Source organism: Streptomyces sp. NPDC043876 (assembly GCF_056435825.1).
Genome location: NZ_JBWKDV010000009.1, coordinates 86,051 through 108,889 on the forward strand (window position 1 = coordinate 86,051; position 22,839 = coordinate 108,889).

Annotated in this window: 21 protein-coding genes; 10 read left to right on the forward strand and 11 right to left on the reverse strand. The window is 73.3% G+C overall.

Annotated features, from left to right (window positions below; all coding sequences use genetic code 11):
* Nucleotides 1-83: 83 nt before the first annotated feature.
* The 3 genes from AC0693_RS26465 to mce all read right to left on the reverse strand — a co-directional run bounded on the left by AC0693_RS26465 (nt 84) and on the right by mce (nt 6,359).
* Nucleotides 84-1,022: a coiled-coil domain-containing protein gene (locus AC0693_RS26465; protein ID WP_356408176.1), complete on the reverse strand. Its 939-nt coding sequence runs from the start codon at nt 1,020-1,022 to the stop codon at nt 84-86.
* A gap of 194 nt (nt 1,023-1,216) precedes the next feature.
* A complete protein-coding gene (gene scy, locus AC0693_RS26470; protein WP_478803076.1) occupies nt 1,217-5,749 on the reverse strand; it encodes a polarized growth protein Scy in 4,533 nt (1,510 codons plus the stop codon).
* Between the two features lie 181 nt (nt 5,750-5,930).
* The gene (gene mce / locus AC0693_RS26475) at nt 5,931-6,359 is read right to left on the reverse strand and encodes a methylmalonyl-CoA epimerase (RefSeq protein ID WP_354379916.1); all 429 of its coding nucleotides are present in this window, start codon (nt 6,357-6,359) and stop codon (nt 5,931-5,933) included.
* Nucleotides 6,360-6,496: 137 nt separating this feature from the next.
* On the opposite strand from mce, the gene AC0693_RS26480 reads away from it, so the two are divergent.
* A complete protein-coding gene (locus tag AC0693_RS26480) occupies nt 6,497-7,717 on the forward strand; it encodes an acetyl-CoA C-acetyltransferase (protein ID WP_469317887.1) in 1,221 nt (406 codons plus the stop codon).
* Nucleotides 7,718-7,728: 11 nt separating this feature from the next.
* Complete coding sequence (meaB, locus tag AC0693_RS26485; RefSeq protein WP_356408169.1) at nt 7,729-8,691, forward strand: methylmalonyl Co-A mutase-associated GTPase MeaB; 963 nt, start codon at nt 7,729-7,731, stop codon at nt 8,689-8,691.
* Nucleotides 8,692-8,715: 24 nt separating this feature from the next.
* On the opposite strand, the gene AC0693_RS26490 is transcribed toward meaB, so the two are convergent.
* The 5 genes from AC0693_RS26490 to AC0693_RS26510 all read right to left on the reverse strand — a co-directional run bounded on the left by AC0693_RS26490 (nt 8,716) and on the right by AC0693_RS26510 (nt 12,115).
* Nucleotides 8,716-9,330, reverse strand: coding sequence for a PepSY domain-containing protein (locus tag AC0693_RS26490; RefSeq protein ID WP_478803077.1), 615 nt, complete (start codon nt 9,328-9,330; stop codon nt 8,716-8,718).
* 98 nt (nt 9,331-9,428) lie between these two features.
* Nucleotides 9,429-9,905 carry a MarR family winged helix-turn-helix transcriptional regulator gene (locus tag AC0693_RS26495; RefSeq protein ID WP_478803185.1) on the reverse strand — a complete coding sequence of 159 codons (477 nt, stop codon included), beginning with the start codon at nt 9,903-9,905 and terminating at the stop codon, nt 9,429-9,431.
* A gap of 106 nt (nt 9,906-10,011) precedes the next feature.
* Entirely contained in the window at nt 10,012-10,830 is an 819-nt protein-coding gene (locus tag AC0693_RS26500; RefSeq protein WP_468464623.1) for an AIM24 family protein, read from the reverse strand.
* Entirely contained in the window at nt 10,827-11,477 is a 651-nt protein-coding gene (locus AC0693_RS26505) for an AIM24 family protein (RefSeq protein ID WP_469332457.1), read from the reverse strand. Before AC0693_RS26505 ends, AC0693_RS26500 begins: the two co-directional genes overlap by 4 nt.
* On the reverse strand, nt 11,477-12,115 hold the full coding sequence (locus AC0693_RS26510; RefSeq protein ID WP_356408161.1) for an AIM24 family protein: 639 nt from the start codon (nt 12,113-12,115) through the stop codon (nt 11,477-11,479). Before AC0693_RS26510 ends, AC0693_RS26505 begins: the two co-directional genes overlap by 1 nt.
* Nucleotides 12,116-12,253: 138 nt before the next feature.
* On the opposite strand from AC0693_RS26510, the gene AC0693_RS26515 reads away from it, so the two are divergent.
* Both AC0693_RS26515 and AC0693_RS26520 read left to right on the forward strand, forming a co-directional pair.
* Nucleotides 12,254-12,598 carry a DUF3817 domain-containing protein gene (locus tag AC0693_RS26515; RefSeq protein ID WP_356408158.1) on the forward strand — a complete coding sequence of 115 codons (345 nt, stop codon included), beginning with the start codon at nt 12,254-12,256 and terminating at the stop codon, nt 12,596-12,598.
* The gene (locus AC0693_RS26520; protein WP_478803078.1) at nt 12,595-12,891 is read left to right on the forward strand and encodes an MTH1187 family thiamine-binding protein; all 297 of its coding nucleotides are present in this window, start codon (nt 12,595-12,597) and stop codon (nt 12,889-12,891) included. The genes AC0693_RS26515 and AC0693_RS26520 overlap by 4 nt, the downstream gene beginning before the upstream one ends.
* A gap of 41 nt (nt 12,892-12,932) precedes the next feature.
* Here the strand turns inward: AC0693_RS26520 and AC0693_RS26525 are convergent, their stop codons facing one another.
* Nucleotides 12,933-13,163 (reverse strand): hypothetical protein, encoded by a 231-nt coding sequence (locus AC0693_RS26525; RefSeq protein ID WP_478803079.1) that lies wholly within the window; start codon nt 13,161-13,163, stop codon nt 12,933-12,935.
* 319 nt (nt 13,164-13,482) lie between these two features.
* Here AC0693_RS26525 and AC0693_RS26530 point away from each other — a divergent pair, with 319 nt between their 5' ends.
* The 4 genes from AC0693_RS26530 to AC0693_RS26545 all read left to right on the forward strand — a co-directional run bounded on the left by AC0693_RS26530 (nt 13,483) and on the right by AC0693_RS26545 (nt 16,903).
* Nucleotides 13,483-14,223, forward strand: a complete 741-nt coding sequence (locus AC0693_RS26530; RefSeq protein WP_478803080.1) for an XRE family transcriptional regulator — start codon at nt 13,483-13,485, stop codon at nt 14,221-14,223.
* 3 nt (nt 14,224-14,226) lie between these two features.
* Entirely contained in the window at nt 14,227-14,697 is a 471-nt protein-coding gene (locus tag AC0693_RS26535; RefSeq protein ID WP_478803081.1) for an NUDIX domain-containing protein, read from the forward strand.
* A gap of 69 nt (nt 14,698-14,766) precedes the next feature.
* A complete protein-coding gene (locus AC0693_RS26540) occupies nt 14,767-15,762 on the forward strand; it encodes an ArsR/SmtB family transcription factor (protein ID WP_478803082.1) in 996 nt (331 codons plus the stop codon).
* A gap of 121 nt (nt 15,763-15,883) precedes the next feature.
* The gene (locus AC0693_RS26545; protein ID WP_469332463.1) at nt 15,884-16,903 is read left to right on the forward strand and encodes a glycoside hydrolase family 6 protein; all 1,020 of its coding nucleotides are present in this window, start codon (nt 15,884-15,886) and stop codon (nt 16,901-16,903) included.
* 72 nt (nt 16,904-16,975) lie between these two features.
* Here AC0693_RS26545 and glxA read toward each other — a convergent pair whose 3' ends face one another.
* A complete protein-coding gene (glxA, locus tag AC0693_RS26550; protein ID WP_469332466.1) occupies nt 16,976-18,982 on the reverse strand; it encodes a radical copper oxidase GlxA in 2,007 nt (668 codons plus the stop codon).
* A 3-nt stretch (nt 18,983-18,985) separates the two neighbouring features.
* Nucleotides 18,986-20,824, reverse strand: coding sequence for a glycosyltransferase family 2 protein (locus tag AC0693_RS26555; RefSeq protein ID WP_478803083.1), 1,839 nt, complete (start codon nt 20,822-20,824; stop codon nt 18,986-18,988).
* Between the two features lie 172 nt (nt 20,825-20,996).
* On the opposite strand from AC0693_RS26555, the gene AC0693_RS26560 reads away from it, so the two are divergent.
* Together AC0693_RS26560 and AC0693_RS26565 are read left to right on the forward strand one after the other, a co-directional pair.
* The gene (locus tag AC0693_RS26560) at nt 20,997-21,476 is read left to right on the forward strand and encodes an HIT family protein (protein ID WP_478803084.1); all 480 of its coding nucleotides are present in this window, start codon (nt 20,997-20,999) and stop codon (nt 21,474-21,476) included.
* 96 nt (nt 21,477-21,572) lie between these two features.
* Nucleotides 21,573-22,838 carry an MFS transporter gene (locus AC0693_RS26565; protein ID WP_478803085.1) on the forward strand — a complete coding sequence of 422 codons (1,266 nt, stop codon included), beginning with the start codon at nt 21,573-21,575 and terminating at the stop codon, nt 22,836-22,838.
* Nucleotide 22,839: the final 1 nt, after the last annotated feature.

Sequence of the window (22,839 nt, forward strand, 5' to 3'; positions counted from 1 at the left end):
GCGAGGTTCCGCTACCGGCGGGTAGCTTGTGCCGGGTTCAGCCGGTCGGCCTCACCCGACGCCGTCGGCGCCGCGGCGGCGCGTCAGCGGCTCTGCTGCGCCGGAACGCCGCGGGTGACCGGCTCGTCGTCGATCGGGGAACCGGCCGCGGCCACCGCCGCACCGGTCAGCGTCGCCAGCATCTCGCGGACGTTGGTCAGCTGGGCGTTGATGGAGTCGCGGCGGTTGGTGAGCGCCGCCAGCTCGCGCTCGGACTCGCTGCGGATGCGGTCCGCCTTGGCGTTGGCGTCGGCGACGATGTCCTCGGCCTGGCGCTGCGCGGTCTCGACCGTCTGACGGGCGCGGCGCTCGGCGTCCGTACGGAGCTTCTCGGCCTCCAGGCGCAGCTGCTCCGCGCGGTGCTCGATCTCCGCGAGGCGCTTCTCGGCCTTGGCCTGGCGGCCCGCCAGGTCGCGCTCGGACTGCTCGCGGCGCTTGGCCAGGTTGGTCTCGAAGTCGGCGGCGGCCTGGGCGGCCTTGGCGCGGGTCTCCTCGAAGAGCGCGTCGGCCTCCTCGCGCTTGGAGGCGGCGTCCTTCTGGGCCTCGGAGCGCAGGGTGGCGGACTCGCCCTTGGCCTTCTCGACGATGCGGACGCCCTCGTCCTCCGCCTTCGACTTGCGGTCGGCCGCGAACGACTCGGCGTCGTTGCGCACCTGCTGGGCCGCCGACTCGGCGAGCTCGCGGTGCTGCTCGGCCGCGCGGCGGGCCTCCTCGCGCAGGTCCTTCGCCTCCTCCTCGGCGAGCCGCAGGATCTTCTCGACCCGGGCACCGAGGCCGGCGTACGACGGCTCGGCGTCGTTGACCTGGGCCTGGGCGTTCTGCGTCTCGAGGTGGAGCTCCTCGATCCGCTTCTCCAGAGAGTTGATGCGGGACAGGGCGCTGTCACGGTCGGCGACGATCTTGGTAATGCGGTCGTCCACCTGACCGCGGTCGTAACCACGCCGCACGAGCTCGAAGCCGAAGGGTGAGGAAGTGTCGCTCATGGGGTTCCTGTCGAATGAGACCGATGAGGTGCTACGTGAGGTGTTAAGGGGAATCCTAGGCGCCGGAGCGGCGTGTCATCGAGTCAATCCACGTTTGATCTGCACAATGACACCCCTTTTGAGTGGCAAGGCGACAGAATGCTTGTCACTCGTTGGCCTGAACCTCCATCAGGAGCACACATCTCGTACCCCTGCTAGCCCTCCGACGTCTTACCACCGGAACGAGTGGAACCGGCCGACGCTCCCGCCTTCACCGCGCCCGCCGCCGGACCGGCCCCGGGCTTTGTGCCACCCGAAGGCGCCTCGAATGATTCCAACGCCTCAAGTACGTCCTGGACACGGGAGATCTCCGCCTGAATGTCCTCGCGCCTGCGCACCAGGACCTCCAGCTCGCGCCGCCCCTCGTCGACCAGTTGCGTCGCCTCGGCCTGCGCCGCCGCCCGGATCCCCTCGGCCTCGCGGACCAGTTCGGCCTTCTTCTGCTCGGCCTCCTTGAGCAACTGCTCGGCCTTGCGGACCGCCGCGATCCGGACCTTGCCGGCTTCGCTGCTCGCGTCCGACACCAGCGCCTTGGCCTTCGCCTCGGCCTCCTGGCTCTGCTCGGTCGCCGCCTTCACCAGCTTGTCCACGCGCTCGCCGGCCGACCGCATCTGCTCGGACGACTCCCGGCGGGCCCGCTCGTGCAGCTCCTCGACCTCGGCCTCGACCCGGGCGCGCAGCTCCTCCGCCCGCTCCCTTATGGCCGACGCGTCCGTGCGCGCGCCCACGAGCAGCTCGTCCGCGTCCGTACGGGCCTTCTCCACCGTGGAGTTGCCCTCGACGGTCGCCTCCGAGGTGATCCGCGCGGCCTCCTTGCGGGCCGCGTCGACCATCGCGTCGGCCTGCTCCTCGGCCTTGGTGGTGGCCGCCAGGGCCGCCGCCCGCGCGTCCGCGGTGAGCTTGTCCGCCTCGGCGGACGCCTCCGTGATGAGCCGGTCCACCTGCTCCGCGGCCTCGCTGCGGCGCTTGTTGGCCGCCTGCCGGGCCTCGTCGAGCAGCCGCTCCGACTCGGTACGGGCCTGCGCGCGCACCCGCTCCGCCTCCGTGGCCGCCTCCGCCTTGAGCCGCTCCGCACCGTCCCGGGTCCGGGTCGCGTGCTCCTGCGCCGACGCCAGCGCCTCGGACGCCTCCGCGCGCAGCCGCTCGGCCTCCGCCGCCGCCTCGCCGACCGTACGTTCGTTGTCCTTGCGGGTCAGCTCCGTGAGGCGGGCCGCCTCCGCGGACGCCTCGCCGATGAGCCGGTCCGCCTGCTCGGCCGCCTCGGACCGCAGCCGGCCCGCCTCGGCGCGCGCCTCGTCCAGGGTCTGCTCGGACTCGCGCTCCGCCGAGGCCAGGGTCTCGGCCGCGGCGAGCGTGACCCGCTCGGCCTCCGCGGTGGCCTCGCCGATGATCCGGCCGCCCTCCGCGCGGGACTCCTCCAGGACGCCGGCCGCCTCGGTGCGCAGCCGTTCCGCTTCCGCGGTGGCCTCGCCGACGAGGTGGTCGGCCTGTTCGGCGGCTTCGGTGCGCAGTCGTCCGGCTTCGGTGCGGGCCTCGTCGAGGGTGGCCGCCGCTTCGGCGCGGGTGGCGTCCGCCGCGGCCGCCGCCTCGGTGGTGAGCCGCTCGGCCTCGGCCGCCGCCTCGCCGACCGTACGGTCGTTGGCCGCGCGGGTCTCCTGCGTGAGCCGCTCCGCCTCCGCGGTGGCTCCGGTGATGAGCTGGTCGGCCTGTTCGGCCGCTTCGGTGCGCAGTCGTCCGGCTTCGGTGCGGGCCTCGTCGAGGGTGGCCGCCGCTTCGGCGCGGGTCGCGTCCGCCGCGGCCACCGCCTCGGTGGTGAGCCGCTCGGCCTCGGCCGCCGCCTCGCCGACCGTCAGCGCGTTCGCGGCGAGGGTCTGCTCGGTGTGCGCCTCGGCCCGCTCCGTCGCCTCGGCGACGATGCGCAGGCCCTCGGCGCGCGAGGCCTCCAGGGACTCCGCGGCCTCCCCGCGGATCCGGTTGGCGTCGTCCCGGGCGTCGGCGCGGGTCCGCGAGGCGTCCCGCTCGGCCGCGGCCAGCGCGTCCGTGGCCTCGGTGCGCACCCGCTGCGCGTACTCGGCCGTGTCCGTGCGCAGCTGCTCGGCCTCGGCGATCGCGTCCCCGACGGTCCGCTCGGCCAGCGCCTTCGCCGCGTCCGTCTCGACCCGCGCCTCCTGGCGGATCCGGTTCGCGTCCTCGGTGGCCCGCTCCCGCTCGGCGTAGGCGTCGGAGCGGACCCGGTCCGCCTCCTCCTGCGCCTCGGTCCGCGTGCGCTCCGCGGCGTGGTCCGCCGCGCTGCGCAGCCCGGCGACCTCTTCCTCGGCCTGCTCGTGCAGCCCGGCCACCGCGTCGCGCACCTGCTGCGCGGTCGCCTCGGCGGCCGCGACCACCTCGGACGCGCGCCGCTCGGCCTCCTCGGTCAGCCAGACCGCCTCGGCCGTGGCCTCCTCGGAGCGCTTGCGGGCCTGCGCGAGGAGTTCCTCGCTCTGCTCGCGAGCCTGCGCCCGCTCGCTGTCCGCGTCCGTCCGCGCCGACGCGAGGGTCTCCTCGGCCTCCCGGCGACGCCGGGCGGCCTCCTCCTGCGCGGCGGCCAGCGCCTCCGCGGCCTCCTCGGCGACCCGCTCGGCCGCCGCCTTCGCCTCGGCGCGCAGCCGGTTCGCGGTCTCCTGCGCCTCGGTGCGCAGCCGCTCGGCCTCGGTCTGCGCCTCGGTGCGCAGCCGCACCCCGGCCTGCTCGGCCTCGGCGCGGGCCTGGCCGGCCTCCTCCGCGGCTTCCGTGCGCAGCCGCTCGGCCTCCGCCTCGGCCTGCGCCTGGAGGGTGCGGATGCGTTCCGCCGCCTCGGCGCGCAGCCGGTCGTTCTCCTCGCTGGTCTCCCGGCGGATGTTCTCCGCCGCCGTACGGGCGTCGCGCAGCGCCTGCTCGGCGCCCGCGAGGCGTGCCTCGGCGTCCTCGTGCAGCCGGACCAGCTCGGCGTCGGCCTCGGCGCGCTTCGCCGCCAGGGCCCGCTCGGTCTCCTCGCGGCGCGCGGCCACGGCCGCCTCTGCCTCGGCGCGCAGCGCCTCGGCCCGCTCCTCGGCCTCGGTGCGCAGCCGCTCCGCCTCGGCGCGGGTGCGCTCCAGCGTCTCCTCGGCCTGGCGGCGCAGGGTGGTGGCGCGCTCGACGGCCTCGCCGCGCACCCGCTCGCTCTCCGCGGTGGCACCGCTGCGCAGCTCGTCCGCGTCCGCCTTGGACTTGCCGAGCAGCTCCTCGGCGGTCCGGGCCGCCTCCTCGATCTGCTGGACGGCCTCGCGGCGCGCCTCGCCGCGGATCCGCTCGCCCTCGGCGACGGCCTCGGCGCGCAGCTGTTCGGCCTCGCCGCGCAGCCGGCGGGCCTCCGCCTGAAGTTCGACCGTGCGGGCGCGGTACTCCTCGGTGTCGTCCTTCGCGGCGCCCTTGAGCTCGTCGGCGGTGGCCGCCGCCTGGGCGCGCAGCCGCTCGGCCTCGGCCTCGGCCTCGCCGCGGATCCGGTCCGCCTCCTCGGAGGCGGCCCGGGTGGTCGCGCGGGCGTCCTCGGACGCCTTGGTCAGGACGTCCTCGGCAGCGCGCGCCGCCTTCGCGAGCTGGGCGGCGGTGTCCTCGGCGGCGGCGGCACGGGCCTTGTCGCCGGCCTCCGCGGTCACCCGCTCGACCTCGCCGCGGGCGTCCGCGAGCAGCTGCTCGGCCTCGGCCTTGAGGGCCTCGGCCTCCTTGGTGGCCTCGCCGACGAGGCGGGCGACCTGCTCCTTGGCGGTGCGGGTGCGCTGCTCGTTGACGGACTCCACCGACGCGAGCTGGCGGGACGCGCTCTCCTTGGCCTCGCTCAGCAGCCGCTCCGCCTCGGAGCGGGCCTCGCGCAGCGCGCCGTCGGCCTCCTGCACCCGCTGCTCGGCGACGCGGCCGAGGTCCAGGGTCTGCTGCCGGGTCTGCTCGGCCTCGGCGGAGGTGCTGCTGCGCAGCCGCTCGGCGTGCTCGGTGGCCTCCTGGGCCTGCGCGGAGGCGGCGGTCAGCAGCCGCTCGGCCTCCTTGCGGGCCCGCAGCAGGGTGGCTTCGGCCTCCGCACGGGCGGACTCCGCGTCGGCGGTCAGCCGGCGGCGGGCCTCCTCGGCCAGCCGGGCGGCCTCGGTGCGGGCCGCGTTCAGGGACTGCTCGGCCTCGGCGCGGGACTCTTCCATGAGCCGGCGGGCCTGGGCCTCGGTGCGGGCGCGCAGCTGCTCGGCCCAGGCCACGTTCTCGTTGACGTGGGCCTCGACGGTCTGGCGGCGCTCGTTGAGTTCCTGGTCCAGGCGCTGGCGCCGGTTGACGGCCTCGCTGTGGAGCTCGGCCTGCAGGCGCGCCTGGTGCTCGGCGTGCTCCTGGAGGATGCGCTGGGTCTGGGCCCGGGCGTCGCGCAGCTCGCGCTCGGCGTCGGAGCGCATCTGATCGGCCTGGATCTGGGCATTGCGGAGCAGCTGCTCCGCCTGGTAGCCCATGTCCGCGCCGTCGTAGGCGGGGCGGGACGCGAGACTGCGGCGTACCTCATGGAGCTTGGCGCGCAGCACCTCGACCTGGTACCCCAGGTCCTCGGCGTGCTGGACGGCCTTCCCGCGTTCCTTCTTCAGCCGCTCCATCTCGGCCTCGAACCGCGAGAGATGGTCGGCCTCGGCCTGATGGCTCTCCTGGCTTTCGTAGCCCCGCACAGCGCGGTCCCATCCGTCCCCTGGTCGCAAGCTCACTCCCAAATGAGCATCGTCCGCCCGCTGAACGACGCCCCCGGGGGAATGGTGTCAGATGGCGGGCCGGAACCCGCAGGCCCCGACCCCCAACGCACCGAACCCCGGCCGAGCCACCGCTCACTCTACCGGCCGGGGAATCGGGCGGTCAGTGCTCGGGGTTGGCGGTGACGAGTTCGGTCAGGACGCCGTGGCAGTCCTTGGGGTGCAGGAAGGTGATCCGGGAGTCCATGGAGCCCCTGCGCGGCTCGTCGTAGAGCACGCGGACGCCCTTGCCGCGGATGGCTTCGGAGTCCCCGTCGACGTCCTCGGTGCCGAAGGCGATGTGGTGCACGCCCTCGCCGTTCTTGGCCAGCCACTTGCCGACCGCGGAGTCCTCGCGGGTGGGTTCCAGGAGCTGGATGTAGGAGGCGCCGCCGTCGGAGGTCCCGTTGATCTTCAGCATGGCCTCGCGGACGCCCTGCTCCTCGTTGACCTCGGAGTGGAACACCTCGAAGCCGTACGTGGCACGGTAGAACTCGACGGTCTTGTCCAGGTCGAAGCAGGCGATCCCGATGTGGTCGATTCTTGTCAGCATGGGACCAGTGCACTCTGGAGGAGGGCGGTCACGCAACGTGCCAGCGATCACACCCACAGCCCGGTGACGGCGGGGGTACCGCTCAGTACATTCGGGTAAACCCTCGTTCACTCCTCTCATCCAAGGGGCTGTGCCTCATGTCCGGAACGAACAACACCACGTCAGTGATCGTCGCCGGGGCCCGCACGCCCATGGGGCGCCTGCTCGGCTCGCTGAAGTCCTTCTCTGGCGCCGACCTCGGCGGTTTCGCCATCAAGTCCGCGCTGGACCGGGCCGGGATCTCCGGCGACCAGGTGCAGTACGTGATCATGGGCCAGGTGCTCCAGGCCGGCGCCGGCCAGATCCCCGCCCGCCAGGCGGCGGTCAAGGGCGGCATCCCCATGAACGTCCCCGCCCTCACCATCAACAAGGTGTGCCTCTCGGGCCTGGACGCCATCGCCCTGGCGGACCAGCTCATCCGGGCCGGGGAGTTCGACATCGTGGTCGCGGGCGGCCAGGAGTCGATGACCAACGCCCCGCACCTGCTGCCCAAGTCGCGCGAGGGCTACAAGTACGGCGCCATCGAGATGCTCGACGCGATGGCCTACGACGGCCTCACGGACGCCTTCGAGAACATCGCGATGGGCGAGTCCACGGAGAAGCACAACACCCGCCTGGGCATCGAGCGCGCCCCGCAGGACGCCTTCGCGGCCACCTCCCACCAGCGCGCCGCCGCCGCGCAGAAGAACGGCGTCTTCGAGGCCGAGATCACCCCGGTCGAGATCCCGCAGCGCAAGGGCGAGCCGGTCGTGTTCTCGCAGGACGAGGGCATCCGCGCGGAGACCACCGCCGAGTCCCTCGGCAAGCTGCGCCCCGCGTTCGCCAAGGACGGCACCATCACCGCCGGCACCTCCTCCCAGATCAGCGACGGCGCCGCCGCCGTGGTCGTGATGAGCCGGGCCAAGGCCGAGGAGCTGGGCCTGGAGTGGATCGCCGAGATCGGCGCCCACGGCAATGTGGCGGGACCCGACAACTCGCTCCAGTCGCAGCCCTCGAACGCGATCCTGCACGCCCTGAAGAAGGAGGGCCTGGAGGTCGCGGACCTGGACCTGATCGAGATCAACGAGGCCTTCGCGGCCGTCGCGGTGCAGTCAATGAAGGACCTCGGCGTGGACCCGGAACGGGTGAACGTCAACGGCGGCGCGATCGCCCTGGGCCACCCCATCGGCATGTCCGGCGCCCGCGTGGTGCTGCACCTGGCGCTGGAGCTGCGCCGGCGCGGCGGCGGTGTCGGCGCGGCCGCCCTGTGCGGCGGCGGCGGTCAGGGTGACGCGCTGATCGTGCGCGTGCCCGCTCCCGGTTCCGGCTCGAAGGCGTAGGTGCTGATCGCATGACGACGGTGGACGTTCCCTCGCTCGTGGCCCAGGCCCGGGAGGGCAGGCCGCGGGCCGTGGCCCGGCTGATCTCGCTGGTCGAGGGGGCGTCCCCGCAGCTGCGCGAGGTGATGGCGGCCCTGGCCCCGCTGACCGGCGGGGCGTACGTGGTGGGGCTCACGGGCTCGCCCGGCGTGGGCAAGTCCACGTCGACCTCGGCGCTCGTGTCGGCGTACCGGCGCGCGGGCAAGCGCGTGGGGGTGCTGGCCGTGGACCCCTCCTCGCCGTTCTCCGGCGGGGCGCTGCTCGGCGACCGGGTGCGGATGTCGGACCACGCCTCGGACCCGGGGGTCTACATCCGCTCCATGGCCACCCGCGGGCACCTGGGCGGCCTCGCGTGGTCCGCCCCGCAGGCGATCCGGGTGCTGGACGCGGCGGGCTGCGACGTGGTCCTCGTGGAGACGGTGGGCGTCGGGCAGTCGGAGGTGGAGATCGCCTCGCAGGCGGACACCTCCGTGGTGCTGCTGGCCCCGGGCATGGGCGACGGGATCCAGGCCGCCAAGGCGGGGATCCTGGAGATCGGCGACGTGTACGTCGTGAACAAGGCGGACCGGGACGGCGCCGACGCCACGGCCCGCGAGCTGAACCACATGCTGGGCCTCGGGGAATCCCGGGGGCCGGGCAGCTGGCGGCCGCCCATCATCAAGACGGTGGCGGCCCGCGGGGAGGGCATCGACGAGGTCGTGGAGGCCCTGGAGAAGCACCGGGCCTGGATGGAGGAGCACGGGGTGCTCGGTGAGCGCCGCACGGCGCGCGCGGCCCGTGAGGTGGAGACCATCACGGTCACCGCGCTGCGCTCGCGGATCGGCGACCTGCACGGGGACCGGCGGCTCGACGCCCTGGCCGAGCGGGTGGTGGAGGGGACGCTGGACCCCTACGCGGCCTCCGACCAGCTGCTGGAGAGCCTGACCCAGGGCTGATGGGGCGGGCGGGGCCGGCGCCGGTCAGTTGCCGTCGTCGTTCCCGTCGCTGTCGTTGTCGTTGTTGTCGCGGTCTCCGCTGTCGGAGTGCGACGAGAGGATCTTGCCGCTGGTGGGGTCGACGTGGACGTTCTGCGTCTTCCCGCCGGAGGTCTTGACCTCGACGTCCCAGTAGCGGGCGTGGCCGCCGTTGTCGTTGTCGTCGTCCCAGCTGACGGACCAGACCTGGCCGGGACGGGCGGCGACGGCGGCCTTCATGGCCTTGACGGCGGTGACCTTGGCGGCGATCAGCGCCTTGCGGTCGCCGTCGTTGCCGTGGTCGTCGCTGTCGTCGTCGGCGTTCTGCTGGGTGATCCGGCCGCTGCGGGCGTCGACCTCCAGCTCGGTGTGCCTGCCGTTCTTGCCGATCACGTCGACGTGCCAGACGGAGCCGTCCTTGTCGACGGACTCTATGACGCCCGGGACGCGCTTGAGGGCCGTGGTGGCGGCCGTCTCGGCCGATGCGTCGGCCGGTACGGCGGTGACCGCGGCCCCCGCTCTGGCCGCGTCGGCGGCGCTCGGGGCGGCGGCGGCCGCGACCGGGCCGCCGGCCATCAGGACCACGGCCACGGCGGACGGGACGAGCAGATGGCGCTGCATGGCTGACCTCCTTGCCGGAAAAAAAGCCCCCTCACCATGCTGGGGGATTCCGGCGCGGACGGCGCGGCGGGCCGTCGGGACGGGCCGCCGCCGCCCGCTCAGGCCTTGCCGCGCCGGTCCCGCAGGTGCTCGGCCACCGGCCCCAGCGAGGCCTGCAGGTTTACGAGGCCCTGCGGGCTCAGCAGGTCGATGAAGTGCTTGCGGACGGACGCCACGTGGTGCGGGGCGACCTTGCGCATCAGCTCCATGCCCGCCTCGGTCAGCACGGCGTACAGCCCCCGGCGGTCGGACTCGCAGTTGACCCGGATGACCAGCCCCGCGCTCTCCATGCGGGTGATCTGGTGCGAGAGCCGGCTCTTGGACTGCAGCGTCGAGGTGGCGAGGTCGCTCATCCGCATCCGCAGGCCCTCGGACTCCGAGAGGTTGACCAGGATCTCGTAGTCGTTGTTGGTGAGCCCGAAGGGCTGGAGATCCTTTTCCAGCTGGTGCATCAGCAGTCTGCTGACGTCCAGGTGGGTGCGCCAGGCGCACTGCTCGGCGTCGGTGAGCCAACGAGTGGCCGTCTCGGTCTCCATGGTCTCCATGAATGAACTCTACCTAAGAAGTTGAATTACGTACAAAAATTGCATGTCACACCGCATGTCACACCGCACGCCGGGCCCCAGGGCACGCGCCGGGCGGTCACAGCCCGAACCGCCGCTGGAGATCACCCAGCTGCCCCGGCATCCGCGGCACGCCCAGCTGGCCCAGCGGCCCCTGACCGGCGCCCGGAACGCCCTGCGCGTTGCCCGCGGCCGCGCCGGCCCCCACCGCCCCGACCGCCTGCTCCGCCATCAGCAGCTCCGTCGACTGGAGCAGCACCGTGCCCGCCCCGACGAACTCGAACTGGTGCTCCTCGCCCGAGGTGCCGCCGATCCCGGTCAGCGAGCGCAGCCCGCCCAGCACCCCGGACATGTACCCGTGGTCGTAGTGGTGACACGGCGAGGGGCAGTCGGCCCAGCCCACCAGCGCCTGCGGGTCGACCCGCAGCGGCGGCTCCATGAACACCACCGGACCGTTGGACGCGGCCACGAACTTCCCGGTTCCGATCAGTGTCAGGAACCCCGGGACGATCGACTGCTTCAGGGCGAGGGTGGGCTGGTAGGCCAGCAGGTTCCCCGACCGGATCGTCAGGTTCCCGTTCTCCAGGTCGTAGGAGTTCACGTCGAAGGCCCGGTCGGCGAGGAGCATCTTGCCCTGCCCCTCGGCCACCACCCAGTCGCTCGCGTGCAGCGGCGAGTGGAAGCTCGTCCGCAGCAGCCGGTCGAACCGGCCGTTCCCGATCCCGTTGAACTCGATCCGCCCGTAATAGGCGATCATCTTGCCCTTCTGCAGGAACCACTGGCTCCCTTTGAGTTCCACGCAGAAGGTGTAGGCGTTGACGTTGTCGTCGGACGGCAGCGTGTGCGGGTCGAAGACCGTCGGCCCGCCGGGTCCGCCCGGCACCGGTCCGTAGTTCACAGCTTCTCCTCCGACGCCTGTACGTACACCGCGCCCTGGCCGGACAGCTCCAGCTGGAACGCCTCGCCCGAACCGCGGCCTACCATGTCCCGCCAGCCCAGCGCGGTCGAGAGCTTGTTGCGCACCTCGCCGTGGTGGGCGACGTAGGCCTGGGGGTCCACGTGCACCGGGCGCTGCGGGGTGATCGGCAGCTCGATGACCCCGCCGTGCGCCATCACCGCGACCGCGCCGTGGCCCTTGAGGGTCGTGGTGAACAGGCCCTGGCCGGTGACCTGGCCGCGCACCATGCCCATGACCCCACCCTGCGAGCCCATGAACATCGTGCCCTGCTGGAGGGTGCCGTCGAAGGCGAGCAGCCGGTCCGCCTCGACGTAGAGGGTCTCGCCGGAGAGGTTGATGACCTGGATGTGGTGGCCGCCGTGGCCGAACATCACGGTGCCGTTGCCTTCGACCGTCATCAGCGGGGTCTGCTCGTTCGCCACCCGGCGCCCGATCATGCCCATGACGCCGCCCTGCCCGCCGGTCAGGTCGGGGGTGAAGGAGACCTCGCCGCGGTAGGCGAGCATCGCCCCGCGCTGGCTGTAGAGCTTCTGCCCGGGAGCCACCTGGGCCTCGATCATCTTCGAGTTGATCTCGCGGAACGGCATCAGAGGTCGCCCCCGATGGTGTTGCGCTCGCTGGGCTGCACGTAGACCAGGCCCTCGCCCTCGAAGCGGATCTGGAAGGACTCGCCCGAGCCCTCGCCGATCAGGGTGCGGAAGTTCACCCCGGACTGGAAGTGCTGCTGGAGGTTGCCGGTGTGCGCGATGTACGCGCCCGGGTCCACGGAGAGCGGGTACTGGCCGCTGACCCGCAGCACGACGGCCGGGCCGTCGGACATGATCGCCGCCTGCCCCGAGCCCTCGACGGTCGTGGTGAACAGGCCGTTGCCCGTCGCCCCGCCGCGAAGCCCGGTGAAGGTGGTGCCGGTGCGCAGACCGGCGTCGGTGCACAGGAGGTTGCTGGACTCGACGTACAGCTTCTCGCCCCGCAGGGAGACCAGGTTGATCTCGCTCGCGCGGTCGGCGAAGAAGCAGGTGCCGTGTCCCTGTACCTCCATCATCGTCATCTGCTCGCCGGTGAGACGGCGCGTGACCATCCCGCGGAGGCCCTCGCCCCCGCCGGTCATCTTCTTGAAGGCCATCTGACCGTCGTACGCGACCATCGAGCCGTTCTTCGCTTTCACGGCGTCGCCGGTCAGGTCGACGGCGAGCACCTTGCTGCCTTGGAGTCGGAACTGAGCCACGGGACGACGTTAACGGCAGCGGGCCGGTGCGAACAGAGCCCCATGGCCGATATCCGTCATAGCCGGACCCGCCGGAAGGGCCGCCGGGCCTGCTGAGACACTGGGAACGACCCCCGGCCTCCACCCCGAAGGTTCCCTGTGGACATCAAGACCGCCTCCGCCCTGCACCGGCTGCGCCTCATTTCCGTACCCGAGGCGCTGTCGTTCCCGGCCCTGCTGATCTTCGGCTCGCTGCTGAGCCGGATCTCCGACATCGACTACCTGATGATGCCGCTGGGCATCCTGCACGGCATCCTCTTCGTGATCTACGCGGTCTTCCTGCTGGACGTGTGGCTCAAGGCGAAGTGGCCGCTCAAGAAGGTCGCCCTGTTCTTCCTGTTCGCGCTGCTGCCCTTCGGCGGCCTCTTCGGCGACCGGATCCTCAAGCGCGACGAGGCGAGCAGCGTGCTGGCCGCGCGGGCGCGCGAGGCGGCGCGGGCATGATCGTCGCGTTCTCCGTGACCCCGCTGGGGGTCGGCGAAGAGGTCGGCGCGTACGTCGCCGACGCGGTCCGCGTCGTGCGCGAGTCGGGCCTCCCGAACCGCACCGACGCGATGTTCACCACCATCGAGGGCGAGTGGGACGAGGTGATGGACGTGGTCAGGCGCGCGGTGGCCGCCGTGGAGGCACGGGCGCCCCGGGTCTCCTTCATCCTCAAGGCCGACATCCGCCCCGGCGTCAGCGACGGCATGACCTCGAAGATCGCAACGGTGGAACGGCACCTCGCGGAGGGCTGAGGGGGCGCGGGCCGCCTCGGCGGCAACGCTGCCGCCCGGCCCTACGGTGCGGCGGAGATCTCGCCGACACGCATGGCCTCCGCCATCCGCTCGACCACTTCGGCCGGGAGCGTCCCCAGGTGCACGCCGGGGCGCCCGTCGCAGGTCACGGTCGGCCGCATGCCTCTGAGGGTGCCGGTGGGGACCCCGAGGGCAGCGAAGGCCGCGTGCAGGGAGCTGGCGGCGTCATCGGCCCGGGTGTGAGCGTCCCGCCACTGCTGCATGTCCCTCACGCGGCCACGCCCCGGCCGGGGCATCGACCGGTGTGCCGGTAGACCACCGCGGGAGGCCCGGACGGACGGTCCTGCCGGCCCCGGCGGACGGGTTCAAGGGGCTTGATCACCCGCTCGCACGCGGAACAACGCGCTCCCGCCGGCGCGTAGGTCACGTACTCCCACGCCCGTGCGTCCGTGGTCGCGTCCGTCACCGTGTCACTCATCCCGCATCCCTTCGTCGCGCTGCTGTCCCCTTGATCGTGCAGCCCGTCACCGGGACGGAGGAACCTCGTACGTCTGCCACTTCGGGACGTCCCATGCCCTGTAGAACGTCCCTATGGGCAATGAGCGGTTGCGAGCCGTGATGGCAGCGGGCGGCTGGACGCATGCCGCGTTGGCGACGGCCACGGGAGTGGACCCGAAGAGCGTCGAGCGGTGGGTGAACCTCGGGCGCGTTCCCCGGCGGGGAACGGCGCTCAAGGCCGCCTTCGCCTTGGGCGAGGACGTCCACGCCCTCTGGCCGGCGCTCCGGCAGGCACGTGCCGCGCGGGCCGTGAGCCCGGAACTCGTCGCCCTGTACGGCCAGCGGGCGGACCTTCCGGTGTCCGTCTTCGTCGATCTCCTCGCGTCCGCGCAGGAGCGCATCGACCTGCTGGTGTACGCGGCCGTGTTCCTGCACGAGGCGTACCCCCGGCTGAACGATCTCCTGCGGGAGCGGGCCGCCGATGGCTGCGGAGTCCGGATCGCCGTCGGGGACGCGGACAGTGACAACGTCCGCCGGCGCGGGCGGGAAGAGAAGTTCGGGCACGGCATCGATTCGCGCTGCCGCCTCGCCCTCATGCACTACCGCCCGTTGGCCGGGGTGCCGGGCATCGAACTGCGCACGCACGGGACGACCCTCTACAACAGCGTGTACCGAGCCGATGACCAAGCACTCGTCAACGCCCACGTGTGGGGTGTCAACGCGTACGGCGCGCCCGTGTGGCACCTCCGTCGCCACGGCGACGGAGGCATGTTCGACACCTACGCGGACAGCTTCACCGCTGTGTGGGAGACAGCCCGACCCGTGGAGGACTGACGCGTGACACGGACCGAGTACTACGACGATCCGCAGGCGCCCGAGCCGAACAGCATGGTCGTCGCCGCCTCGGCGGTGGTCACCGACGACCAGGGGTGCATCCTGCTGCAACGGCGACGGGACAACGCCTTGTGGGCGCTGCCCGGCGGCGGCATGGACTTGGGCGACTCGCTGCCCGGCACCGCTGTCCGGGAGGTGAAGGAGGAGACCGGCCTGGACGTGGAGATCACCGGACTCGTCGGCACGTACACCGACCCCCGTCACATCATCGAGTACAGCGACGGGGAAGTGCGGCGACAGTTCAACGTCTGCTTCACGGCGCGCGTCGTCGGCGGCACGCTCGCCATCTCCGACGAGAGCACGGAACTGAGGTTCGTCGAGCCGGGCGAACTGGCCTCCCTGCCCATGCACCCCACGCAGCGGTTGCGCCTGGAACACTTCTGTGAGCGCCGTTCCACGCCCTACCTGGGGTAGTCCCGCCCACGTCGGCCCGCGGCCGGTGGGCCACGGCAGGGGCAGAGGAGGACGGGGAAGGGGAGCGACATGGCCGTGCACTACCGGTTCGGGGCGGCCGATCTGCTGCGGTGCCGGTTCGCGATCTCGCCGCGCTGGGAGACCGCCGAGGCCGTGCGGACGCTGAAGCGGCCCGAGCGGCAGGGGTACCACCTGCCCTGGCTGCACGGCATCCGGGACGCCGCGGCCGGGCTCGACCTGCGGCCGCTGTGGCTGCTCATGCCGGTGCGCGGGCACAATCCGGACTTCCTCTGCCCGCCCCCGCTCGGCCCCGACGTCACCTTCGAGGAGGAGCTGGCCCGGGTCCGCGGCGTGGACCCGGTCGCCGCGCACGAGGAGATCCGGCTCTCCCTCTCCTGCACCCCCGGCGCGCTGGAGAGCGAGACCGGGCGCGAGCTGCTCGCCGACCCCGAGCGCGCCGTGCGCACCCTGGCCGACCTCACCGAGCGGGCCTGGCACGCGCTGATCGCCCCGCACTGGCCCCGGCTGCGAGCCATCCTGGAGGCCGACATCCTCTTCCACTCGCGCCGCCTCGCCGCCTCCGGGCTGGCCGGGCTGTTCGAGGGGCTGCACCCCGACCTCACCTGGTCCGACGGCACGCTCACCCTGCACCGCCGCACCCACCACGACCGCTGTCTCGACGGCCAGGGCGTGCTGCTGATGCCGAGCGCCTTCGTCTGGCCCGACGTGGTCGGCGGGTACGACCCGCCCTGGCAGCCGACCGTCGTCTATCCGGCCCGCGGGATCGGCGCCCTGTGGTCGCAGGCCGCCGAGGAGACCCCGGCGGCCCTGGCCCGGCTGCTGGGCCGCGCGCGGGCCGACGTCCTGTGCGCGCTGCGCGAACCGGCCTCCACGACCGCGCTCGCCCACCGGCTGGGCCTCGCGCCGTCCTCCGTCTCCGCGCACCTGCACGCGCTGCGCGGGGCGGGCCTGCTGGAGCCGCGCCGCCACCGCCACCAGGTGTTCTACGAGCGCACGCCGCTCGGGATCGCGCTGGCCACCGGGGCGGACCCGGCCGCGTCCTGACCCGGCCGCGTCCCGACCCGGCCCGGCGGGGCACCGCGCGGGGCGTCGCGGCCGCGTCACGTGTCCGTCATGTCACGATGTCCCGGTCCGCTGCCCGCCCCGCCCGCACCGAGGAAGCCGGATGCCAGGCCGCCGCCGCACCACCACCCTGACCAGCCTCGTCCTCCTCGCGCTGGCGGCCGCCACCGCCTGTACCTCCTCCGGGCCGGGGGCCGCCCCCGTCGGGACCCCGGCGGCCGCGCCGGCCGACCCGCAGGGCGCCGGTTCGCCGTACTGGGTGGACCCGCAGAGCGACGCCGCCCGCCAGGTCGAGGCCTGGGAGGCGCAGGGACGCAACGGTGACGCCCAGGTGCTGCGCCGGATCGCGGACCAGCCGATGGCGCTGTGGGGGGCGGGGGACGATCCGGGTCCGGAGATCCGCCGGGCCGTCGAAGGGGCCCGCGCGGCGCACCGGACGGTGGTGCTCACGGCGTACAACATCCCCTACCGCGACTGCGGCCAGCACTCGGCCGGCGGCGCCTGGAACGCCACCGCCTACCGCAGCTGGATCGGCGCCTTCGCCGACAACATCGGCGACGCGCAGGCGCTCGTGGTCCTGGAACCGGACGCCGTCCCGCACGTCGTGGACGGCTGCACCCAGGCCGAGCACCACGAGGAGCGCTACCAGCTGCTCTCGGACGCCATCGACCGGCTGAAGCGGAACAAGAACACCAAGGTCTACCTCGACGCGGGCAACCCCGCGTGGATCCCGGACCCGCAGAAGCTGGTCGAGCCGCTGTACAAGGCGGGCATCGAGCGGGCCGACGGATTCTCGCTGAACGTGTCCAACTTCCAGCCGGACGAGGCCGGCCGGGCGTACGGCGCCGCGCTCTCCCGCGGCACCGGGGGCAAGCACTTCGTCATCGACACCAGCCGCAACGGCGCGGGCCCGCTGCCGGGCAGCGGCCCGCAGGCCTGGTGCAATCCGCCGGGCCGGGCGCTCGGCGTGCGCCCCACCGACCGGACGGGCGACCCGCTGGTCGACGCGTACCTGTGGGTCAAGCGGCCCGGGGAATCGGACGGCCCCTGCCGGGGCGGCCCGGAGGCCGGGCGCTGGTGGCCGGACTACGCGCTGGGCCTCGCCCGCCGCGCCAAGGACTGAGCCCCGGCGCGACCGGGGGAGCCGACCCCGCCGCGACCCGGCAGGCCGCCCCCGGCAGGCCGCCCCCCGGCGTCACTCCGCCGGCATCCACCCCACGTCGGACGTGGGCGTCGCGGTCACCGGCTCCGTGACCCGGATCCACCGCGCCACCGACGGCGTCCCGTCCGCGTCGGCCGCGAACAGCATGTACCAGCCGGGCGGTACGAGCGTCGGGTCGCCCGGGACCTCCACCGTGACCGAGCCGCCCGTGCGGGTCACCCCCAGCTCGACGGAGCGCTGCTCCACGTCCGTGGAGTGCGTGACCGCGCTCGGCCGCATCAGCCGGGCCCGGGCGATCCGCTCCGGGTGCGGGGACGCGAAGGCGGCCCGGCCGCCCGGCGCGACCTCGGACGGACCCGCGCCCAGGACGGGCCGCAGCGCCGGGTCCCGGTAGAGGTACGGCGGGGTGTACACCTCCAGGCGGTGCTCGAACTTCCCCAGCTTGGTGTTGTCCTTGTCCGCGAAGAGCGGGTCCGAGCCGAAGGTGGCCACCCGCCCGTCGGGCAGCAGCAGCGCCTCGGAGTGGTAGTCGCGCCCCACGGCGGGGTCGGCCGCGGCCACGAAGGTGTCGCGGCGCGGGTAGTAGAACTGCGCCTTGCGGATGTCGGAGGCGCCCCGGCCGCGGTAGTCGGAGGAGCCCCCGGTGGTGAAGACGGAGTCGTCGGGCAGCAGCACGCTGCTGAGGTAGCGGGTGCCCTGGGGCAGCGGAGCGGTGGAGCGGAAGGCGGGGTGCGGCGCCTTCAGGTCGATCACGGCGGTGCGCCGGGTGGAGAGCCGGGACTCGCCGACCCCGCCGCCGCCGAGCACCATCACCTTCTGGTCCTGGGCGGGCGGCAGCAGGACGGAGGAGGAGGTCTCCAGCTGGTCGGCGTCGGCGAGCCCGCCGACCGGCGTGAACCGGTTCGCCGCCGGGTCCCAGATGCCGGGCGCGCGGCCCTTGTCCTTGGGGCCGTACCCCGCGTTGGAGCCGGTGAACAGGAGGCTGCCGCCCCGGGTGAGGAAGAGCGCCGGGTAGGTGGGGAAGTAGTGGAAGGGCCCCTTGCTCCACGTCCGGGTCCGCGGGTCGTAGATCTCGTTGTCGCCGGGGACCACGTCGCCGACGTCGTTGAGGCCGGAGACCGCGAGCACCCGGCCGTCCTGGAGGCCGACGAGGGTCGGGTACCAGCGGGCGTCCCGCATGGGGTCGACGGGGACGTACTTCTCCGCCCGCGGGTCGAACTCGTACGCCGATTTGATGCCCTGGAAGTCCTGCTTGGCGGTGCTGAGCCGCTCGGCCAGCCCGTAGACGTCCTCGGCGTCCCTGCCCGCCAGGCCGAGGACCCGGTACTGGGCCGCCTGCGTGGTCAGGCCCTCGCGGCCCTCCCGCACCGCCTCGACGAAGACCCGCGCCTCGGCCGCCGTCACCCGGGCCCGCCAGGGCGTCGCTGCGCCGCCGTCGCCCGGGGCGGCCTCGAACCCGCGCGTGGCCGGCGGCACGGTGACGTCGAACCGGGACACGTACTCCACCCCGGACGGGGAGCGGAAGCGGGTGCCCTTCTTCAGCGTGACGGCCTTGTCGGGGTTCTCGTTCTTGACCCGCATGCCGCCGCCGGCCCGGGTGACCTTGCCGTCGAGGACCTCGTAGCGGGCGGTCCCGCCGGCCACCAGCAGCCGCCCGTCGGGGAGCTGGGCGTGCCCGGAGCAGAAGAAGTCCTCGGGGGTCGGGATCTTCTTGAAGGTGTCGTCGGCCGGGTTCCACAGGACGGTCTCGAAGGTGCCCCGGTCGAAGTTGCGCTGGTTGTTGCCGGAGCCCGCGATGAGCAGCACCTTGCCGGTGTGCAGGAGCGCGGCGTGCATGGCGTTGATCCGGTACTCGGCGGGCAGGTCGACCAGGTCCCACGATCCGTACTGGACCTTGTAGCTGCGCTGCCCGATCTTGTACGCGTGGAAGGCGTCCCCGGCGAAGGAGAGCGTGGCGGGGGCGTTGAGCGCGAGCAGGACGAGGGCCGCGCCGGTGCCCAGGACCGTCTTCTTGAACCGCTTCGAGGGGCGGTGGGCCATGGCTCAGTTCCCTCCCGTGGTGGCGAGGGCGGGCCGCGGGTCCTCGCCGGGCCCGCTCCCGGATCCGTCTGCGGGCTCGCTCCCGGTCCCGGTGCCGCTCTCCGTACGGTGCGTGCCGGGCGCCTGCGGGCGCGCCGCGCGGGGTCCGCGGACCCCGGCGCGGCGGCCGCGCAGGCCGGTCACGCCCCAGACGGCCAGCGGGGCCAGGGTGACGCACAGCGCGAGGACCGCCCAGATCCGCATGGCCGCGTGCGTGTGGCCGTAGCGGACCGAGGCGGCCAGCGAAACGAGCAGCACGAACGCCCAGCAGAGGTGGATCCGGAAGGTCGACAGCCGGTCCGGGCTGGCGTCGCCGCCCTTGGGGGTGACGACGAACCGGCCCCGGGTGCGCAGCACCGCCGAGCCCAGCGACACCAGGTACACCGGCGCGCAGATCGCGGACATCGCCATGCCGGCCAGCCCGCCGGAGCCCTCGGGCTCGTGCGGGGAGACGTTGTGGCGGCGGTTCCACAGGTAGAGGCCCACCTGGAGGGCCGCGGCGTCCGTGTAGAGCATCAGCCAGACCTCGGAGGAGACCTCGGTGCCGGAGGCGCCGAGGCAGAGGAACAGGACGCAGCTGAGGACGCCGAGGAACCAGTTCACGGCGGTCATGGGGTAGTAGACGAGCATCAGCGTGTAGTTGAGCCGGCGCCCGGCGGGCGTGCGGAAGAACCCCTTGCAGTACTGCCGCAAGAGGGTCTCGTAGGTGCCGCGCGACCAGCGCAGCTGCTGGGTGAAGAAGTCCGTCCAGGAGGCCGGGCCCTCGCCGACGGCGAGCACGTCCGGGGTGTACACGGAACGCCAGTGCCGCCCGGTGGCGGGGTTGCGGCGGCGGTGCAGCTCGAAGCCGGTGGCCATGTCCTCGGTGATCGAGTCGTACAGCCCGCCGACCTGGCGCAGCGCGCTGATCCGGACGGCGTTGTTGGTGCCGACGAACATGGGGGCGCCGTAGCGGTTGCCCGCGCGCTGGATCAGCGCGTGGAAGAGGTACTGCTGGGACTCGGCGGCCTTGGTGACGGCCGTCGTGTAGTTCCCGTACACCTGCGGGCCGACGACGAAGGCGGTGTCGGGGTCCCGGAAGTAGCCGAGCATCCGCTCCAGGAAGTTGGTCGCCGGGACGTGGTCGGTGTCGACGGAGGCGAAGACGTCGTAGTCGTCGCCGTGCCGGACCAGCCAGGAGTTGTAGTTGCCGTGCTTGGTCCTGGCCCGGTGGGCGCCCTTGCGGGTGTTCCACTCGGGCACGCCCTTGCGGGTGAAGTGCCGTACGCCGAGTTCCGCGCACAGCTTCCGGGCGTCCGGGTCGTCCCCCTCGTCGAGGAGCCAGACGTCGAGCGGGCCGGGGTGGCGGACCCGTACGGCCCCCTGGAGGGTGGCCCGCAGCATGGCGAGCGGCTCCTTGCCGGGCACGTACGTCGTCAGGAACGCGACCCGGACGCCGGGTTCGGGCGGCACCGGGACCGGATCGCGGGCCATCATCGTCGCGTGGGCGATGGACACCACGTTGACGAACATGAAGAGCATGATCGACGCGATGGACACGAGCATCACGGTGTCGCAGTGGACCAGCCACCGGGCGGCCCCCTCGCGGACGGTCCAGTGGGTCGGCCAGACGAGGTAGAGGAAGAGCACGGCGGACAGCGCCGGAGCCAGCGTCATGAGCGCGACGGCCCGTATTCGGTGCGGCTCCCGCGCCAGCAGGGACCGGTACGCCACCCGGTAGACACCGTCGGGACCGGGCTCCGGCTCCGCGAACGGACCGGCGAGACGGCTGTGGGTCTCGTAGTCGAAGCCTTCCGGCCGCACGGTCCCTCCAGTGCTCGGTCCAGAGTCGATACCCCCACTCAAGGCCACGCCCGGCAACGCGGCGACCCGGATTCCCCCGACCGGGCGATCCGGCCCCCACCGGCCCGCCTTGGCCCGTCCGGGTGACGCGAACCGGCCGGTGGCGGCCGGGGGCCCGGTAGGCTCGCCCGCCATGATCACCAATGACGACTGGCGGCAGGACCGGATCGGCAGCGCGCTGCGGGGCGAGAACCCCACGGTGCTCCGGCGGCTGGAGGGTGGCTTCGCGGTGATCGGCGACGTCCAGTTCCTCCCCGGGTACTCGGTACTGCTGGCGGACGATCCGGCCGTGCAGCGGCTCTCGGACCTCCCGCGCGCCGGGCGGCTGGCGTTCCTGGCCGGCATGGACGCGCTCGGCGAAGCCGTCGAGCGCGCCTGCTCGGCACTGGACCCCGCCTTCCGGCGGGTCAACCTGGAGATCCTCGGGAACACCGACCCCTTCCTGCACGCGCACGTCTGGCCACGGTTCGACTGGGAACCGGGGGAGCTGGTGGGCAAACCCGTGTGGCTGTACCCGCCGGAGCGGTGGCGCGACGGGCGGTACGCGCTCGGCCCGCAGCACGACGCGCTGCGCGCGGCGATCGGGCGGGAACTGGCGCGGCTCACGCCCTGACGGCCGACAAGGGCGCCTGCCCGGCCAGCCCGCCGGGGTCATTCGGGCAGGGCCGAATCACTGGGGCGCCCCCGGGGGCCCCGGCAGGCTGCGGGCATGGCAACCGCACCTCCCGGCTACCGCGCGGCCTTCCGGGTCCGCGAGTTCCGGCCCGTCTTCGCCGCGCACCTCATGTCCGTCCTCGGGCTCGTCGTCGCGGAGATCTCGCTCACCGTCCTCGTCTTCCGGGTCACCGGCTCCCCCCTCCTCAGCGCCCTCACCTTCGCCCTCGGGTTCCTGCCCTACGCCCTCGGCGGCACCCTCCTCGCGGGGGTCGCCGACCGGTATCCCGCCCGCCGGGTGCTCGTCGTCTGCGACCTGGTCTGTGCCGCCTGCGCCGCCGCGATGGTGCTGCCGGGGACGCCCGTCGCGCTGCTGTTCGTGCTGCGGTGCGCCATGGCCTTCGTCGCGCCGCTCTTCCAGGGCACCCGCAACGCCTCGCTGGCCGACATCCTCGGCGACGGGGACGCCTACGTCCTCGGGCGCTCGCTCCTGCGGATGGTGGCCCAGAGCGCCCAGCTCATCGGCTTCGGCGTCGGCGGGATCCTGCTCACCGCGCTCTCGCCGCGCGGGGCGATCGCGATCACCGCCGCCACCTTCGTCTGCTCCGCGCTGCTGCTGCGCTGGGGGACCCGCGCCCGTCCGGCGCGGGCCGCCGGGGCGGGGCGCACCTCGCCGTTCGCCGCCGTGGGCGCGGTCTTCGGCGACCGCAGGCTGCGGGCGATCACGCTGATGTTCTGGCTGCCGCCGCTGTTCGTCGTCGTACCGGAGGCGCTGATGGCGCCGTACGCGGACGGCATCGGCGCGGGTACGGCCGTACTGGGCCTGCTGATGTGCGCGATGCCCGTCGGCACCATCGCCGGCGAGCTGTGGGCGGGCTCCGCGCTCGGCGCCGCCGCCCGCTCGCGCATCGTGGCGCCGCTGGCGGCCGTCGGCGCGCTGCCGCTCCTCGGGTACGCCGTCCGGCCGGGCGTGGCGGTCCTGCTGGTGCTCCTGCTTGCGGCGGGACTGGCCCACGCCTACACGCTGGGCCTGGACCAGTGGTACGTCGACGCGGTCCCCGACGAGCTGCGCGGCCGGGCCATGACCCTGCTGAGCACGGGGCTGATGACCCTCCAGGGCGTCGGCATGGCGCTGGCCGGGATCGCGGCGGAGTTCGCGCCAGTCCACCTGGTGGTCGCGGGGTCCGGGGTGCTCGGCACCGCGGTCGTGCTGTTCCTGCTCGCGGAGCTCCGCGCGACGGCCGCGCCGACGCCGCACGGGCCGCACGGGCCCCGGAAACCCCACGGGCCGAAGAGTGAGACGGCCTCCGCCCGCAAATGAC